Origin of the sequence: Thermochromatium tepidum ATCC 43061 (genome assembly GCF_009664085.1) — a bacterium.
In the GTDB taxonomy this organism is placed as follows: Bacteria; Pseudomonadota; Gammaproteobacteria; order Chromatiales; family Chromatiaceae; genus Thermochromatium; species Thermochromatium tepidum.
In genome coordinates this window covers 1,413,737-1,429,750 of the sequence record NZ_CP039268.1, presented here as the reverse complement: position 1 = coordinate 1,429,750, position 16,014 = coordinate 1,413,737, and the positions used below count along the sequence as shown (strand labels likewise).

Genomic DNA, 16,014 nt, shown 5'->3' with positions numbered 1-16,014 from the left:
TCCGATCAATCGTTGTCGAGGAAGCTGCGCAGCTTCTCTGATCGCGTCGGATGACGCAGCTTGCGCAGCGCCTTGGCCTCGATCTGACGGATGCGTTCGCGGGTGACATCGAACTGCTTGCCGACCTCCTCCAGTGTGTGATCGGTGTTCATGTCGATGCCGAAGCGCATCCGCAGCACCTTGGCCTCGCGCGCGGTAAGGCTCGCGAGCATATTCTGCGTCGCCTCGCGCAAGCCCTCGGCGGTCGCCGAGTCGAGCGGCGAGATCACGCCCGAGTCCTCGATGAAGTCGCCCAGATGCGAATCCTCGTCGTCGCCGATCGGGGTCTCCATCGAGATCGGCTCTTTGGCGATCTTCAGCACCTTGCGCACCTTGTCCTCGGGCATGTCCATCCGGGCAGCCAGCTCTTCCGGCGTGGCCTCGCGGCCCATCTCCTGGATCATCTGGCGCGAGATGCGGTTGAGCTTGTTGATCGTCTCGATCATGTGCACCGGGATGCGGATGGTGCGCGCCTGATCGGCGATCGAGCGGGTGATGGCCTGGCGGATCCACCAGGTGGCATAGGTCGAGAACTTGTAGCCGCGCCGGTATTCGAACTTGTCGACCGCCTTCATCAGACCGATGTTGCCTTCCTGGATCAGGTCCAGGAATTGCAGCCCGCGATTGGTGTATTTCTTGGCAATGGAGATGACAAGCCGCAGATTGGCCTCGACCATCTCCTTCTTGGCGCGTCTGGCCTTGGCCTCACCGATCGACATCTTGCGGTTGACGTCCTTGATCTCGCTGATGGTGAGGATGTTCTCGCGTTCGATCTCCTGAAGTCGGCGCTGGGCCCGCTGGATATCGGGCGCCAGTTCCTTGAGACGCGCGCTGAACGGCCGCCCGCTGGCGATCAGGCGGTCGATCCACTCTGGATTGGTCTCGTTGCTGGGGAAGGTCTCGATGAACTCGGTGCGATCCATGCCCGCCTGCTCGACGCACAGGTTCATGATGGCGCGTTCTTGGGTCCGGATGCGCTCGATGGTGGCGCGCAGGATCTCGGCCAGCTCCTGGAAGACGGGCGTGACCAGTTTAAACTGGAGGAAAACCTCGGAGACGGCCTGCATCGCAGCCCGCGAACGCTCATCGTCACGACCATAGGCCTCAAGCGCGGCTTTCAGGGTCTGATAGCGCTCGCGGAGCAGGTTGGCACGGCGCGCGGCGTCCTCTGGGTCGGGACCGGTGTCGACCTCGACGGTGGCGCCATCGTCGTCATCGTCGCCGTCGATATCGGCGGCCTCGATCTCTAGATCGGTCTTGTCGGTCTCGGTCTCGGCCAAGACGCTGGACTGAATGTTGGTTGCGGCTGGGTCTGCCGGTTCGATGGGCTCGTCGTTGAAGCCGGAGATGACATCGGTCAGACGAGTCTCTTCGCGATCGACGCGGTCGAAGATCTCGATGAGCTTCTCGATCGAGCGCGGATAGACAGAGAGGGCATCGAGCACTTGATTGAGTCCATCCTCGATGCGCTTGGCGATCTGGAGCTCGCCTTCGCGGGTCAGAAGCTCCACCGTGCCCATCTCGCGCATGTACATGCGCACCGGATCTGTGGTGCGTCCGAACTCGCTGTCAACGCTGGCCAGCGCGGCGGCGGCGGCCTCGGCGGCCTCATCGTCGGAAACGGCACTGTCGCTCAGGGTGTGATCGACGACATCCGGGGCGGTTTCCTGGACCAGGATGCCCATGTCGTTAATCATCCTGATGATGTCTTCGATTTGTTCAGTCTCAACGATGCCGGGGGGGAGATGGTCATTGACCTCGGTGTAGGTCAGATAACCTTGTTCCTTGCCCTTGGCGATCAGTTGTTTCAGTTGAGACTGCTGCTGTTCTTGATCCATGAGGTACCTTGATCTGGATACTGCCAAAGTCGGCTCAAAGGAAAACCATGCATTCTAGCACGATATTCTCTCTTATGTAGAGAGGAGGATAGCCGGCCTCGGTGGGTCTTGTGCAAGATGGTCGGGTGGACCCCATCCGCTTCTTGGAGGCTGACCAAAGAATAGATAGACGATCTCGCTAAAAAAGCTAGTCAGGCGCCCGTTTTTTGAGGCTCCGGGCGAGTCGGGCGCGCTCCTCTGGTGTCCATTCGCTCGGACTGCGTTTGTTGAGCAATTGGCGCCATTCGTGCTCGCGCACCTCATTGCTCAGCCGTTCGATGGCGCCTGTCAGCTCGGCAGCGGCACCCTCGGCACCGATGTCTTGCAAAAAGGGATGCACGCTCAAGCGTTGTAGAGCGCCAAAATAGGGATGCTCGCGCCAGCCTTCCAGGAGTTGGGCTTTGGTGAGCTCAGGTGCCTGACTGAGCCGATCGAGCAGTCGGATCAGGATGTCGACGCCGCGCTGGGTCGAGCGGCGCCAGTCGTCACTGATCGTCAACGCCTGGGGTGCCAGGTCGGGGCGGTCGAGGAGCAGTGCAATGGCCTGGGCGACCAGACTTGGGCGCGCGGGCTTGGCAGGCCGCGCCCTGGGCCGAGGGCGGTGCTCAGCAGCCGACTTGAGCGTTGGCACGCCGGTAAAATCGGCGAGTCGTTTGATCAGTAGGTCACGATAGAGCCCATTGGGCAGACGTTCGATGTGGGGTTGGATCCGGCTGGCGAAGCGCGCGCGTCCGTCCAGTGTGGTGGTGTCCATGGATTCGCGCAGATGCTCGAAGAGAAAATCGGACAAGGGTTGGGCCTGCTTTAGGCGTGATCGAAAGCCTTCGGCCCCTTCACGACGCACCAGGGTATCCGGATCATCGCCCTCGGGCAGGAACAGAAAGCGGATCGCCTGATGTCCGGTCGCTTGGGGGAGGGCGGTCTCCAGCGCCTTCCACGCCCCCGCGCGTCCGGCTTGGTCGCCGTCAAAGCAAAAGACGATGTCCGGCGCGCACTTGAACAACTGCTTGAGATGCTCGGGCGTAGTCGCGGTGCCGAGCGTAGCTACGGCATTGGTGATCCCGAACTGCGCCAGGGCGACGACGTCGAGATAGCCCTCGACCACGATCAGGGTGTCAAATGTGCGATTGGCGCGCTGGGCCTCATACAGTCCGTAGAGCTCGTGACCCTTGTGGAAGATCGGCGTCTCGGGTGAGTTGAGATATTTGGGCTTGCCGTTGCCGAGCACACGCCCACCAAAGCCGATGACACGCCCGCGCCGGTCGCGGATCGGGAACATCACGCGGTTGCGGAACTTGTCGTAGGGTCGTCCGTCTTGCTCGGAGATCAGGCCGACGGTCTGGAGTCTGACACGCGCTGCGGCGTCTTGCCCGAACTGGGTGAGCACAGGATTGCCATGCGCCGGTGCATAACCGAGACCAAAGCGTGCCGCGATCTCGCCGGTCAGACCGCGTCCCTTGAGATACTCAAGGGCATCCTGGGCTTGAGGATGTTCGCGCAGTTGGCGGCGGTAATAGAGTGCCACGTCCTCCATCAGCCGATAGAGCGGCCCATGATCCGGCGCACTCTGCATCGGAGTGCCGTCGCTTGGGATCTCCAATCCGGCACGTTCGGCCAGTTCCTCCACTGCCTCGCGGAAGGAGAGATGGTCGTACGCCATCAGAAAGCCGATGGCGGTGCCGTGCGCGCCGCAGCCGAAGCAGTGGTAGAACTGCTTGTCGGGACTGACGCTGAAGGATGGGGTCTTTTCGTCGTGGAAGGGACAGCGGGCCTGAAATTCGCGCCCGGCCTTGCGTAACTGGAGGCGCGAGCCGATGAGTTCGACGATATCGGTTCGCGCGAGCAGCTGATCGATGAATTCGGGCGGGATACGTCCGGCCATGCAAGGCACGCGCGGCGCGGTCTAGCCTCCGAGGCGCTGCTTGACGAGGGCGCTGACGGCGCCCATGTCGGCGCGGCCCTGAACCCGGGGACGCAGCAGGTTCATCACCTTGCCCATGTCGCTCAGGGTGGCAGCACCGGAGGCGGCGACGGCCTCCTCGACCAGGGCGGCGATCTCGGCCTCAGTCAGCGCGGCGGGTAGGTAGCCCTGGATGACCCCGATCTCGAAGCGCTCGACCTCAGCCAGATCCTCGCGCCCGGCACGCTCGTACTGGCCAATCGAGTCGCGCCGCTGCTTGACCATCTTGTCGAGCACGGCCAGCGTCTGGGTGTCGTCGAGTTCGATGCGCTCGTCGACCTCGCGTTGCTTGATGGCGGCCAGTATCAGCCGGATCACGCCGAGCCTGGGCTTGTCTCCCGCCTTCATGGCGGTCTTCATGTCATCCTGAATGCGCGACTTGAGCATACCCATGGGTCAGTACTTCGCGGGGTTCGATCTTGAAAGGTCTAAAGGGAATGACTAGGCCACGAAACATATCGACCACTCACTGGGCACGCCGGACTCAGTACGGTCGTTCCCAACGACGGGCTTCGCGCTGGAGTTTCTTCTGATGACGTTTGATGGCGGCGGCCTTCTTGCGCTTGCGCTCGGAGGTCGGCTTCTCGTAGAACTCACGCCGACGGACCTCGGCAAGCACCCCTGCCTTCTCGCAGGAACGCTTGAAACGCCGCATGGCAACCTCAAATGGCTCGTTTTCTTTGACGCGAACGCTGGGCATAGCAGAAATTCCTTAAAGTCTGTTTCCGGTTGATGGATAAGGTCGAGGTAAAAAGATCCCAGATTCTAGCGCATGGTCGATCGTCCGCGCAAAGGCTATGATGCAAAGATTCTTCGGATTTTTTGGACTTCAGGCGCCTTGCGGGGCTTAAATGACGATGCGAGTGTTGGGAATCGAGACCTCGTGCGACGAGACTGGGATTGCCGTGTACGAACACGGGCGCGGACTGCTAGCGCAGGCCGTCTACAGCCAGGTCGAGATCCATGCCGAATACGGCGGCGTGGTGCCGGAGCTGGCCTCGCGCGACCATATCCGCAAGACCCTGCCGCTGATCCGTCAGGTGCTCGACGAGTCCGGACTCAGACGCACGCACATCGACGGCGTGGCCTACACCGCCGGTCCGGGTCTGATCGGGGCGCTGCTGGTCGGTTCGGCGCTCGGGCGTGCGCTGGCCTGGGCCTGGAAGGTCCCTGCGATCGGGGTGCATCACCTGGAGGGGCATCTGCTGGCGCCGCTCCTGGAAGAACCAGCGCCCGCGTTCCCCTTCGTGGCGCTCTTAGTCTCGGGCGGACACACCCAGTTGGTCGATGTGCTTGGTATCGGGCATTATCGCATCCTGGGCGAGTCGGTTGACGACGCGGCGGGCGAGGCGTTCGACAAGACGGCCAAGATCCTCGGCCTCCCCTATCCGGGCGGACCCGAGCTGGCGCGGCTGGCTGAGCATGGCGATCCTGAGCGCTTCCGTTTCCCCCGACCCATGACCGACCGTCCGGGGTTGGAGTTTAGCTTCAGTGGGCTCAAGACCTTTACGTTAAACGCCCTGCAGACGGAGCTGCCCCAGGCTGCTGACCCCGAGCAGACCCGCGCCGACATCGCACGCGCCTTCGAGGAGGCGGTAGTCGACACCCTGGTGATCAAGTGCCGGCGTGCCCTGCGCGAGACCGGGCGAGAGCGGCTCGTCCTCGTCGGCGGTGTAAGCGCCAACCGCCGTCTGCGTGAACGCATGAATCAGGCCATCGCCGCTGAGGGTGGCCAGACCTACTATCCGCGCCCGGCGTTCTGCACCGACAACGGGGCCATGATCGCCTTTGCGGGCTGTCAGCGATTGCTGGCTGGCCAGACCGAGCCGCTCGCTTTCAAGCCGCGTGCGCGCTGGCCGATGGAGGAATTAGCGCCGATCGTGGGCAGGGGTGCTGCGCCCTAGACCGGTGGGTTTGAGTCATTGGAGTCCTCGTCCCAGGCCGTGGGGAGGGTGAAATGGAAGACTGCGCCCTCAGTCGGTGCTGGTTCGGCCCAGAGCCGTCCGCCGTGGTCCTCGGCAATCGCGCGACTGATCGCCAGACCCAACCCTAGCCCTGCCTCAGTGTTCGATTCGAAGATGTCAAAGATGGCGGCCTGTCGCCCAGGCGGCAGGCCAGGTCCGGTGTCGCGCACGATGAATTCGATTTCACCCAGACCGGGCACGACTTCGATACGCACCTCGCGCTGGACGCATCCGCTCATGTCGATCGCCTGCACCGCGTTGCAGATCAGATTGACCAACACCTGCTCGATCTGCACCGGATCGCCCTCGATCTCGGGCAGTTCTCCAGGTGCGATCAGCTCCAGTCTTACCTGACGGTCGTTGGCAAACCAGCGCACCAGATCCAGGGCGCGCTTGAGCACCTGGTCGACCGGCACCCGCACCCGATGGACCTTGAGTCCACGCAGAAAGGCGCGCAGACGTTCCATGATGTCACCCGCGCGATGGACCTGATCGTCGATGCACCGAATGACCTCCAGCAGACGCCTTGGGTCGGCGGACGGTCCCTTGGCGAGCTGACCGGCGGCGCTACAATAGAAACCGGCCGCGCTCAGCGGCTGGAGCAGTTCATGGACGAGCGAGGAGGCCAGTACGCCGACGGCATCGAGCCGTGCCACCCGGGCCAGGGCGTCGCGCGCGCGCCGCGCCTCCTCCTCGGCCAGCCGGCGCTCGGTGATGTCCAGATAGGTAACGACGGCGCCTTCTTGCTCGCCCTGCAAGGGGAAGGCGCGCATCAGCAGCCAGCACTGGCGCTGCGCCGTGTGACAGGGATACTCGATACTAAAACAGAGGCGGCGGCCTTGGATGACATCCTCAATGCCGCGGGCCGCCGTGAGCGCGATCGCATCCGGTTGCTCGCCCGACCAGCGGCAGGCAGCGAGCGTTCGGGGATCGCTGTCTTTCCAGACGTGATCGTCGCGGCCCTGTTCAGCCGAAAAGGCACGCCAGGCGCGGTTGACCGCGAGCAACCGGGCCTCCTGATCGAGCACGGCGATCTGTGCCGGCAAGGCGTCGAGCACCGAGCGATGGAGATGACTGCTGACCACCAGTTGATCCAGTCCATCGTGTGGGTGGATCGCGTCTGGGGCCGACTTCGGGACCGAATCGTTCATGGCCGCTCATCAATGTCCGAGAAAATCTGGCCAATGTCCGAACCGCACCTCCCCTCAAAGTCAAAGGTCGCTTTGGTGGGGTAGGGCGCCTTCAGGCGCAATCCACATCTGCCAAGATCGCGGCTAAAGCCGATCCTACGGGATGCGTTGGCCGCCTCAGTCCGAGGGGGCCTTGGCGCTGATCCGACCCTCGGTGCCGTCGAGCAGATTACGGATATTGCTGCGATGACGCCAGATCAGCAGACCGGTGATGATGAGCTGCATCCCGATCAGTGTCTTCTCGTCCCAGAACAGCCAGACGAAGAGCGGCGCCAACGCCATCGAGATCAGCCCCGAGAGCGATGAGATCTTGAGCACCCTGGCCACGAATAGCCACACAGCCGCGACACAGAGCCCGATCGGCCAGTAGAGCCCGAACTGCACGCCGAGCGCCGTGGCCACACCCTTGCCGCCCTTGAAGCCGAAGAACACCGGGTAGAGATGGCCGATGAAGGCGGCCAGTCCGATCCCGGCAAGCACGCTGGGGTCGGCGCCCAGGGCATGACCGACGAGCATGGGGAGCAATCCCTTGAGACTGTCGCCAAGGAGCGTGATGGCGGCGGCCTTCTTGCCGCCGATGCGCAGGACGTTGGTGGCGCCCGGATTGTTCGAGCCCTGGGTGCGCGGGTCCGGCAGTCCCATCAGACGGCAGACGATGATGGCGCTGGAGATCGAGCCGAGTAGATAGGCGGCGAAGATGAGGAGTGTGGCTATGATCATGGATAGAATCTGAGTTTGGAATCGGACACGAGGCCAAAAACTGTACCATGACTGACATCGTCTTCATTCGCGGTCTGCGCCTCGACACCCGAATCGGTATCCACGATTGGGAAAAACAGACCACGCGCCCGCTGATCCTGGATCTAGAGATGGCGAGCGACGTGGCGCGCGCGGCGGCCAGCGACCGTATCGCCGATGCGCTTGACTACGAAGCCGTCGCCCGGCGTCTGACCGAGGTGGTCAGACACAATCGGCATGAACTGGTCGAGACCCTGGCCGAGCAATGTGCGGCGCTCTTGATGCGTGAGTTCGGTATCCCCTGGCTGCGCCTCAGTCTCAACAAGCCGGGCGCGGTGGGGGAGGGGGTCGATGTCGGGGTGGTCATCGAGCGCGGGGTGCGTTCGTCCACATGAAAGACCCTGCAACTGAGATCAGCCGTCGGCTCGAAGACCAGATCCGCGCTGAGATCCGGGCGCGCAACGGTGTGCTTCCCTTCGACCGCTTCATGGAACTGGCCCTGTATGCGCCCGGACTCGGCTACTACGTCGCCGGGGCAGCCAAGTTCGGACCGGGCGGTGATTTCGTCACCGCACCCGAGTGCTCGCCCCTGTTCGGGTGTTGTCTGGCCGTCCAGTGCGCTGAGGTCCTGGAACGGCTCGGCGGCGGCGAGATCCTGGAGTTTGGCGCCGGAAGCGGGGCGCTGGCCGTGCAGATCCTGATGGAACTGGAGTCGCTGGGGCGACTGCCCGAGTGCTATCGGATCCTCGAACCCAGCCCGGATCTTCAAGACCGCCAAGTGTCCAGCATCCAGGCGGCTGCCCCGCACCTGCTTGCCCGCTGCGACTGGCTGACGGCCCTGCCCGAGCGTTTCACTGGGGTCGTGATCGCCAACGAGGTACTCGATGCCATGCCGGTGCATCGCTTTCGCCTCGGCATGGACGGCGAGATCCTGGAGATCGGCGTGTCGGAAGGCGATGGCCGGCTCGTCGAGGTCGCCGTCCCGCCCATCTCGCCGGGGCTGGTCGAGGCAGTTTCCTCCCTGCACGCGGCGGGACTGGCCGATGCGCCCGGCTACACGTCCGAGATCAATCTGCGCCTGGCCCCTTGGCTTGCGACCCTGTCGATCGCCTTGGAACGCGGACTGGCCCTGTTGATCGACTACGGCTATCCGCGCGCCGAGTATTATCAACCGGAGCGTTGTATGGGCACACTGCGCTGTCACCATCGTCATCGGGCCCACTCCAACCCCTATGTTCACCTTGGACTCCAGGACATCACCGCCCATGTCGATTTCACGGCGGCGGCTGAGGCGGGCATCGCGGCCGGATTCGATCCGGCCGGTTTCACCACCCAGGCGCATTTCCTGATCGGCTGCGGCATCGATCGCTTGATGCAGACATCCGCGCCGGAGGCCGCACTCGACCTCGCGCTCGGCGCCAAGCAACTGCTCCTGCCGACAGCCATGGGCGAGCGCTTCAAGGTGCTCGGACTCGCCAAGGGCGTCGATGGACCCTGGAGCGGTTTTATCGTGCGCGACCTAAGCGCGCGTTTGTAGGGGCGCTGCCCAAGACCGACCAACCGGCTGTCGTCGAGAATCGTCTATGGAACACCGTCTGTAGGAGCGGCTTTAGCCGCGATCTTGGCAGATGTGGATCGCGCCTGAAGGCGCTCCTACAGACCCGCCGACCCGCTTTCGACGAGCTCCACCTTGACAGGGCCAGGGCTTGAAAGCGTTCTATCGTTCACGGACCGCTCGCAGCGTGTTGCAGCCTTCTGGCCCGATGGTCTTGATGGGCCACCTTGATTAAAGAATTGGATGCTTGGGTGGCTTATGGGGCAGGCTGCCCCTGCCTCCAGAGCAGTTCAGGCCAAGTGCGGTCCAAAGGCCGTGCCATCAGGTGGCCGTCTCCTCGGTCGCGATCCGATCGGCCTCAATACCCAGGGCCAGGAGTGCCGCGCGCGTCGACCGCACCGGCTCGGCTGGGCCAGCGACATAGAAACGTGCCACGGTCGGCTCAGACACATCGGCCTGAATCAAGGCGATCAGATCCTCCACATGCCCACTCACCAGTGGTGTGAAACTAAAGTTGTCCAACGCATCCCGCAGCGCCCGTCCCCACTGGGCCTGATGATGGGCCTCCGGATAGGAGGTATCCCAATAGAGCTGGAACCACTCGATGTGATCGATCGAGACCGCATGCTCGATCAGGCTCTTGATCGGTGCGATGCCGTCGCCATGTGCGATGAAGATCGCCGGTTCCGACGCCTCGTCGCGCAGCACGAAGTCTCCGCGCGGTCCGCTGACTGTAACCATCTGCCCCGGGCGCAGACCGCCGAACACCGCCTGCGAAAAGGCATCTTCCTGACGCCGCACATAGAACCACAGAGAGCGCCCATTGCAGGGGCAACTGGCGATCGACAGCTCGCGCGACTCACCGCTCTCTAGGGTCAGGATCGCCCGCTGCCCTGCCATGAAACGCAGCGTCTGGGTTCGCGGGGTCTGGATCCCGAGCGCGACCAGGTCCGACCCGAGCCGTTCCAGTTTGCGCAGGCTGGCGCGGATCTCCTGATAGGGCAGATCCTCGACCCGATTGGCCTCGGCGGCCTCCAGCACGAGGTCGGTCACGGCCGTATGCGAGCAGGTCAGGATATAGCCCATGGCCTTCTCGCGTTCGCTAATCACATAGTCGTGCTCGCGCAGACGCCAGGTCTCGCCGCTGACCACGCGCGCCTTGCAGCTACCGCAGTTACCGCTGGAGCAACCGTAGTTGAGCGTCAGACCCGCCCGCACCGAGGCCTCGAGAATGGACTCGTTGCCCTCGACAAAGAAATCGTGCCCGCTGGGGATGAGTTTGACGTTGGCGGCCATGAGTCGCAAAAAGGCATCTTTGACGATGAGCTGGGCACGCTGGTCCGGGTTGGACTCGGCGGCCAGCCGCGCGCGCTCCCCGCGTAGCCAGTCGCGCAGCGCGAGCAGGGATTCCTCGAGCTGATCGCGCGGCAGGCGGCAGAGTTCTTCGACCTGCTCGCCGATCTGATCCAGCAGCGCCATGGCCGACTCCAGCCGTGCAACGCGCTCGGCGAGACTGGCGCTCAGCCCCTGGAGTCTGGAGACCAGTACCTCGGGATCGGGCAATGTGGTGTCGTCACCGCCATAGAGCCTGGGATGGGCGAGCGCCTTAATGCGGGTGGTGCGCTCCAGGGCCTCGTCGTTGGCGAGGCTGACGCTCGGATAGGCGCGCAAGAGATCGTTGACGGCGACCGCGCCCTCGAAGGTTGGGATCTCGCCGCGCCGGATGCGGGCCTGGAGTTCGGCACGGGTGACGCCCGCGAGTCGCGCGGCGCGTGAAAGGCTCAGATAGTCCATGTTCGGTTTGATTCGCGTGTAAGCATGTGACGCCTAGATTGGTCATCGGGCGCCGATTTTCAAAGGCTCGGAGTCATCCATGACAAACGGCTTCGGGTATCATCCCTCAGGCTTGGCCGCGATACACCGCTGATGTTCGATCGTCGGCCCTAGTCGAGACCTCTGGAGGATCTGCCCTTGGTTGAACTCATGTATGCCGGAGGCTGGTTGATGTTGCCGATCCTGGCCTGTTCAGTGCTAGCTACCGCGATCGTGATCGAGCGTGCCTGGACCCTGCGCCGCTCGCGCATCATGCCGGACCGACTGGTGGAACGGATCTGGCGCCTGCACCAGGAGCAGCGGCTCGATGAGATCACCATCGCCCAGATCCGCGACGGCTCGCCGCTCGGGCGTCTGCTGGCGGCCGGTCTGGCCAATCGTCATCACTCGCACGAGGTGATGAAGGAGGCGATCAACGATGTCGGTCGCCAGGTGGTGGCCCAGCTCGAACGCTTCCTGAACACGCTCGGCACCATCGCCGCCATTACGCCCTTGCTGGGCCTGCTCGGTACCGTGTTAGGCATGATCGACATCTTCAAGGTCATCACAGAGGCGGGTGTGGGCAATGCCGCCGTTTTGGCCGGCGGCATCTCCAAGGCACTCATCACCACGGCGGCCGGACTCTCGGTGGCCATCCCGTCGCTCATGTTCCATCGCTTCTTCGAGAGCAAGGTCGATCGGCTCGCACTCGACATGGAGGAGCAGGCCCTGCGCCTGGTCGAGGTGCTCAAGGGCGAGCGCGAGGCATTGCGATGAATCTGCGCCCGCGTCGCCGTCCACCGGTCGACATCAATCTGGCCCCGCTGATCGATGTCGTCTTCCTGCTGCTGATCTTCTTCATGGTCTCGACCTCCTTCAAAGACGAGGCGCGTCTGCGCGTGCAGTTGCCGCGGGCCCAGGGGGAGGACATCCCGGCCCAGGAACCGGCCATGATCCGGATCGTCATCGATCGGGCCGGGCGCTTCTTTGTCGATGATCGCGAGGTCGCCGACACCCGAGTCGCGACCCTGGTGTCTCTCCTCACCGAGCGCCGTGGTCAGGATAGCCGCATCCCGGTCTTGATCCAGGCCGATGCCGCCACGCCGTATCAGGCGGTGGTGACCGCCATGGATGCCGCGAGTCAGGCCGGTTTGAGCCGCATCGCCTTTGCCGCGACCCGCTCGGATGGCGCCGCGCCATGAGTCAGGACGCCGTGCTTTCCGCGGACGAGGCGCGCGTCGTCTACCGGCGACTGCTCGGCTATGTCCGTCCCTATTGGCGTATCTTCGCGCTGTCGATCGCCGGCATGTTGGTCTTCGCCGCCACTGAGCCGCTGTTCGCCGCTATGATGAAGCCGCTGATCGACGGCAGCTTCGTCCAGCGCGACATCGAGGTCGTGCGTCTCATGCCCTGGCTGTTGGTGGGGCTGTTTGTGGTGCGCGGCATCGCGGGATTCGTCAACACCTATTTCCTGAGCTGGGTCGGGCGGCGAGTGGTGGCCGATCTGCGTCAGGAGATGTTCGAACATCTGCTGCGCGCCCCGACGCGGTTCTATGACACCCAGGGTTCGGGACACATCCTGGCCAAGCTCACCTACAACGTCGAGAACGTGGCCAATGCCGCCACCTCGGCGGTCACGACCCTGGTGCGCGACGGCTTCACCGTACTTGGGCTCATGGCCTACATGCTCTATCTGAATGCCGGGTTGTCGCTGATCTTCCTGGTTATCGGCCCGGCGATGGCCGGCGCGGTCAAATACGCCACCAAGCGCCTCCGGCGTCACAGCCGGCGTATCCAGGATCGGGTTGCCGATCTGACCCATGTCGTTCAAGAAGTGATCGACGGTCAGCGGCTGATCAAGGCGTTCGGCGGTCAGGCGCGCGAATCGCGGCGCTTCCACGCCATCAACGAGAAGACGCGCTCCTTGCAAATGAAGCTGATCGCCACCGAGGCGGCGAGCGTGCCGCTGGTCCAGTTGATCTCAGCGGCGGCGATCGCGGTGGTGGTCTATCTCTCGACCATGCAGGGGCTGAAGGAGAACATCTCGGTCGGTACCTTCATGTCGTTTGTGGTCGCCATGGGGCTGTTACTGCCGCCGGTCAAACGCCTGACGGCGGTCAATGGTCAGTTGCAGCGCGGCATCATCGCCGCCGCGAGCCTGTTTGAATTGATCGACGTCGAGCCGGAATCCGATACCGGCACCCGGAGTCTGGACCGCGCCCGCGGTCGGATCGAATATCGCGGTGTCAGTCATCGTTATGCCGCGGACAAGGCGCTGGCGCTGCAGGGGGTGGATCTGGTCATCGAGCCCGGCGAGAAGGTGGCCCTGGTCGGGCGCTCGGGGAGCGGCAAGAGCACGCTCGTCAACCTCTTGCCGCGGTTCTACGACCCGACGGCAGGTGAGATCCGGCTCGACGGTATCCCGATCCGCGACCTGACCCTAGCCAGTCTGCGGGCACAGATCGCGGTGGTGAGTCAGGATGTGGTGCTCTTCAACGACTCGATCGCCAACAACATCGCCTATGGGTGTGCCGAGCCGCCGAGCCGCGAGGAACTGGAGCGGGTCGCGGCCGGTGCCCATGCGCTCGAATTCATCCAGGCGCTGCCCCAGGGGTTCGATACCCTGATCGGTGATAGGGGCGTGCTGCTCTCGGGCGGTCAGCGCCAACGTCTGGCCATCGCGCGCGCCCTACTCAAGGATGCGCCGATCCTGCTCCTGGACGAGGCGACCTCGGCGCTGGATACCGAGTCCGAGCGCCATATTCAGGCCGCCTTGGAGACACTGATGGCGCGCCGCACAACCCTCATCATCGCCCACCGACTCTCAACCATCGAGCGTGCCGATCGCATCCTCGTGGTACAGGATGGTCGGATCGTCGAACAGGGGCGTCACTCGGAGCTGCTCGCGCTTGGTGGCTATTATGCGCGGCTGCAGGGGACTGTAGGACGGCATTCTTGAGGAAGACAGGGATCACGCTGAACACTACAGCGATCTGGTATGGCCGCCGCCATCCGCTCGCCCGGCTCCTGTTGCCGTTGTCCTGGGTTTATAACGCCATCATCCGTGTCCGGCGCCATGCCTACCTCAAGGGCTGGCTGGCTAGTGAGCGGCTCCCCGTGCCTGTAGTCGTGGTCGGCAATCTCACGGTCGGCGGGACTGGAAAGACACCCTTGGTGTTGCGTCTGGTCGAACTGTTACGCGATCAGGGCTGGACGCCGGCGATCATTACGCGCGGTTATGGCGGGCGCGCCAAACACTGGCCGCAACACGTCACGCCCGACTCCGATCCAGACCGCGTCGGCGACGAGCCGGTCCTGCTCTCGCGCCGCTCGGGTTGTGTCGTGGTCGCGGGACCGGATCGAGTCGCGGCCGGCCTTCTCGCCATCGACCTCAGCGACTGCGACATCCTAGTCAGCGATGACGGTCTCCAGCACTACCGCCTGGCGCGCGACCTCGAGATCGTCCTGATCGATGGCACGCGCGGCCTCGGCAACGGCCACTGTCTTCCGGCCGGTCCGTTACGCGAGCCGCCCGAGCGATTAAACAGCGTGGATCTGGTACTCTACAAGGGCGGCGCAGGACCAGGTCATCGGATGCGCCTGTGCCCGGGTGAATTGGTGAATCTGCGTGATCCGAGCCGACACCTTCGGCTGTCGGATCTGAGCGGACACCGGGTGCGCGCCATCGCCGGGATCGGTCATCCCGAGCCCTTCTTCAGACACCTGGAGGCGGCAGGTTTGGTGGTCGAGCGCTACCCCTACCCGGATCATCATCGCTACTGTGCGGCCGACGCCGACCGCTGGCGCGGACTGCCCGTCGTCATGACCGAGAAGGACGCCGTCAAGTGTGCGGACTTTGCTGGGTCCGATCACTGGTATCTGCCGGTCACGGCAATCCTGGACCCGGATTTCGAGTCGCACCTTCTCTGCAAAATCCATCAACTCAGAGCGAGTCGCTAAATGGACAGCGCATTCAAGGTCGTCATCCCCGCCCGCTACGGCTCGACCCGCTTGCCGGGCAAGCCGCTGCTCGACATCGGCGGCAAACCCATGATCCAGCGTGTCGTCGAGTGCGCCCAGGCCAGCGGCGCCGGTGAGGTGGTGGTTGCCACCGACGATCAACGCATCCGCGAGGTCTGCGCCAGGCTCGGCATCGCCGTCGAGATGACGGCATCGAGCCATCGCAGCGGCTCGGACCGGATCGCCGAGGTGATCGAACGGCGCGGCTGGAGCGACGACACCATTGTCGTCAACCTCCAGGGCGACGAACCCTGTATGCCGGCGGCGCTCATCGATCAGGTCGCGTCCAATCTGGTCGCGCGCGCCGAGATCGGCATGGCCACGCTCGCCCATCCGATCGAGGACATCGCCATGCTCTTCGATCCCCATGTGGTCAAGGTCATCACCGACATGGCTGGATTCGCGCTCTATTTTTCGCGCGCCCCCATCCCCTGGCATCGCGACAAGTTCCTTGGCAACAAGGCTCGCCTACCCAGCTCGGTCGATTTTCTGCGTCACATCGGACTCTATGCCTATCGGGCCGCCTTTCTCGACCAGTTTGTCAGGCTTGCGCCCTCACCGCTGGAGATCGCCGAGTCGCTCGAACAATTGCGTGCACTCTGGCATGGCGCACCCATCCATGTCGGGCTGGCCGTCGAGACGCCCGGACCTGGTGTGGATACAGCCGACGACCTGGGGCGTGTGACAGAGTTTCTGTCGTCCGGACGGGCATCGCCCGTGCCGTCGCTCGGATAGAACAGCGGACGCGAGACCGAGAGCCGGGTCTGAACCTCCAGAGACATCGCCGCCTCAACCGATCCCAGCTGGCTGGAGTGCCTCCAGGCGGCCCGGAGGCCCTCTCGCTCAGCACTCCAAAGAT

The 16,014-nt window shown here is 63.7% G+C and carries 15 protein-coding genes; 8 read left to right on the top strand and 7 right to left on the bottom strand.

The annotated features are described in order from the left end of the window. Window positions 1-5: 5 nt before the first annotated feature. The 4 genes from rpoD to rpsU form a co-directional block, all read right to left on the bottom strand. Window positions 6-1,877, bottom strand: a complete 1,872-nt coding sequence (gene rpoD, locus E6P07_RS06560; protein ID WP_153974869.1) for an RNA polymerase sigma factor RpoD — start codon at window positions 1,875-1,877, stop codon at window positions 6-8. Window positions 1,878-2,064: 187 nt separating this feature from the next. Then, entirely contained in the window at window positions 2,065-3,798 is a 1,734-nt protein-coding gene (dnaG, locus tag E6P07_RS06555) for a DNA primase (RefSeq protein ID WP_153974868.1), read from the bottom strand. A gap of 21 nt (window positions 3,799-3,819) precedes the next feature. Beyond that, a complete protein-coding gene (locus E6P07_RS06550) occupies window positions 3,820-4,263 on the bottom strand; it encodes a GatB/YqeY domain-containing protein (RefSeq protein WP_153976165.1) in 444 nt (147 codons plus the stop codon). Between the two features lie 97 nt (window positions 4,264-4,360). After that, window positions 4,361-4,576, bottom strand: coding sequence for a 30S ribosomal protein S21 (gene rpsU, locus E6P07_RS06545; protein ID WP_153974867.1), 216 nt, complete (start codon window positions 4,574-4,576; stop codon window positions 4,361-4,363). Between the two features lie 157 nt (window positions 4,577-4,733). On the opposite strand from rpsU, the gene tsaD reads away from it, so the two are divergent. Next, window positions 4,734-5,780, top strand: coding sequence for a tRNA (adenosine(37)-N6)-threonylcarbamoyltransferase complex transferase subunit TsaD (gene tsaD, locus E6P07_RS06540; protein WP_153974866.1), 1,047 nt, complete (start codon window positions 4,734-4,736; stop codon window positions 5,778-5,780). Here tsaD and E6P07_RS06535 read toward each other — a convergent pair. Together E6P07_RS06535 and plsY are read right to left on the bottom strand one after the other, a co-directional pair. After that, window positions 5,777-6,991 (bottom strand): sensor histidine kinase, encoded by a 1,215-nt coding sequence (locus E6P07_RS06535; RefSeq protein WP_153974865.1) that lies wholly within the window; start codon window positions 6,989-6,991, stop codon window positions 5,777-5,779. The two genes, tsaD and E6P07_RS06535, sit on opposite strands and share 4 nt — an antisense overlap. A gap of 156 nt (window positions 6,992-7,147) precedes the next feature. Next, window positions 7,148-7,750, bottom strand: coding sequence for a glycerol-3-phosphate 1-O-acyltransferase PlsY (plsY, locus tag E6P07_RS06530; protein ID WP_153974864.1), 603 nt, complete (start codon window positions 7,748-7,750; stop codon window positions 7,148-7,150). Window positions 7,751-7,797: 47 nt separating this feature from the next. On the opposite strand from plsY, the gene folB reads away from it, so the two are divergent. Together folB and E6P07_RS06520 are read left to right on the top strand one after the other, a co-directional pair. Next, window positions 7,798-8,163 (top strand): dihydroneopterin aldolase, encoded by a 366-nt coding sequence (gene folB / locus E6P07_RS06525; RefSeq protein WP_153974863.1) that lies wholly within the window; start codon window positions 7,798-7,800, stop codon window positions 8,161-8,163. Next, entirely contained in the window at window positions 8,160-9,305 is a 1,146-nt protein-coding gene (locus tag E6P07_RS06520) for a class I SAM-dependent methyltransferase (RefSeq protein WP_153974862.1), read from the top strand. Before folB ends, E6P07_RS06520 begins: the two co-directional genes overlap by 4 nt. 339 nt (window positions 9,306-9,644) lie before the next feature. Here the strand turns inward: E6P07_RS06520 and E6P07_RS06515 are convergent, their stop codons facing one another. Further along, window positions 9,645-11,117, bottom strand: a complete 1,473-nt coding sequence (locus E6P07_RS06515; RefSeq protein WP_153974861.1) for a 2Fe-2S iron-sulfur cluster-binding protein — start codon at window positions 11,115-11,117, stop codon at window positions 9,645-9,647. A 177-nt stretch (window positions 11,118-11,294) separates the two neighbouring features. Between E6P07_RS06515 and E6P07_RS06510 the strand changes: the two genes are divergently transcribed. The 5 genes from E6P07_RS06510 to kdsB are packed head-to-tail and all read left to right on the top strand — an operon-like array spanning window position 11,295 to window position 15,890. Then, window positions 11,295-11,912, top strand: coding sequence for a MotA/TolQ/ExbB proton channel family protein (locus E6P07_RS06510; RefSeq protein WP_211363172.1), 618 nt, complete (start codon window positions 11,295-11,297; stop codon window positions 11,910-11,912). Further along, window positions 11,909-12,337, top strand: a complete 429-nt coding sequence (locus tag E6P07_RS06505) for an ExbD/TolR family protein (protein WP_153974860.1) — start codon at window positions 11,909-11,911, stop codon at window positions 12,335-12,337. Before E6P07_RS06510 ends, E6P07_RS06505 begins: the two co-directional genes overlap by 4 nt. Then, a complete protein-coding gene (gene msbA / locus E6P07_RS06500; RefSeq protein WP_153974859.1) occupies window positions 12,334-14,094 on the top strand; it encodes a lipid A export permease/ATP-binding protein MsbA in 1,761 nt (586 codons plus the stop codon). The genes E6P07_RS06505 and msbA overlap by 4 nt, the downstream gene beginning before the upstream one ends. Further along, entirely contained in the window at window positions 14,091-15,095 is a 1,005-nt protein-coding gene (lpxK, locus tag E6P07_RS06495; protein ID WP_246172962.1) for a tetraacyldisaccharide 4'-kinase, read from the top strand. The genes msbA and lpxK overlap by 4 nt, the downstream gene beginning before the upstream one ends. After that, window positions 15,096-15,890, top strand: coding sequence for a 3-deoxy-manno-octulosonate cytidylyltransferase (gene kdsB, locus E6P07_RS06490; protein WP_153974858.1), 795 nt, complete (start codon window positions 15,096-15,098; stop codon window positions 15,888-15,890). It begins immediately after the preceding gene. Window positions 15,891-16,014: the final 124 nt, after the last annotated feature.

Coding starts and splice junctions, on each gene's coding strand:
- rpoD (WP_153974869.1), bottom strand. CDS start 1,877: ATGGATCAAGAACAGCAGCAGTCTCAACTGAAACAACTGATCGCCAAG.
- dnaG (WP_153974868.1), bottom strand. CDS start 3,798: ATGGCCGGACGTATCCCGCCCGAATTCATCGATCAGCTGCTCGCGCGA.
- E6P07_RS06550 (WP_153976165.1), bottom strand. CDS start 4,263: ATGCTCAAGTCGCGCATTCAGGATGACATGAAGACCGCCATGAAGGCG.
- rpsU (WP_153974867.1), bottom strand. CDS start 4,576: ATGCCCAGCGTTCGCGTCAAAGAAAACGAGCCATTTGAGGTTGCCATG.
- tsaD (WP_153974866.1), top strand. CDS start 4,734: ATGCGAGTGTTGGGAATCGAGACCTCGTGCGACGAGACTGGGATTGCC.
- E6P07_RS06535 (WP_153974865.1), bottom strand. CDS start 6,991: ATGAACGATTCGGTCCCGAAGTCGGCCCCAGACGCGATCCACCCACAC.
- plsY (WP_153974864.1), bottom strand. CDS start 7,750: ATGATCATAGCCACACTCCTCATCTTCGCCGCCTATCTACTCGGCTCG.
- folB (WP_153974863.1), top strand. CDS start 7,798: ATGACTGACATCGTCTTCATTCGCGGTCTGCGCCTCGACACCCGAATC.
- E6P07_RS06520 (WP_153974862.1), top strand. CDS start 8,160: ATGAAAGACCCTGCAACTGAGATCAGCCGTCGGCTCGAAGACCAGATC.
- E6P07_RS06515 (WP_153974861.1), bottom strand. CDS start 11,117: ATGGACTATCTGAGCCTTTCACGCGCCGCGCGACTCGCGGGCGTCACC.
- E6P07_RS06505 (WP_153974860.1), top strand. CDS start 11,909: ATGAATCTGCGCCCGCGTCGCCGTCCACCGGTCGACATCAATCTGGCC.
- msbA (WP_153974859.1), top strand. CDS start 12,334: ATGAGTCAGGACGCCGTGCTTTCCGCGGACGAGGCGCGCGTCGTCTAC.
- kdsB (WP_153974858.1), top strand. CDS start 15,096: ATGGACAGCGCATTCAAGGTCGTCATCCCCGCCCGCTACGGCTCGACC.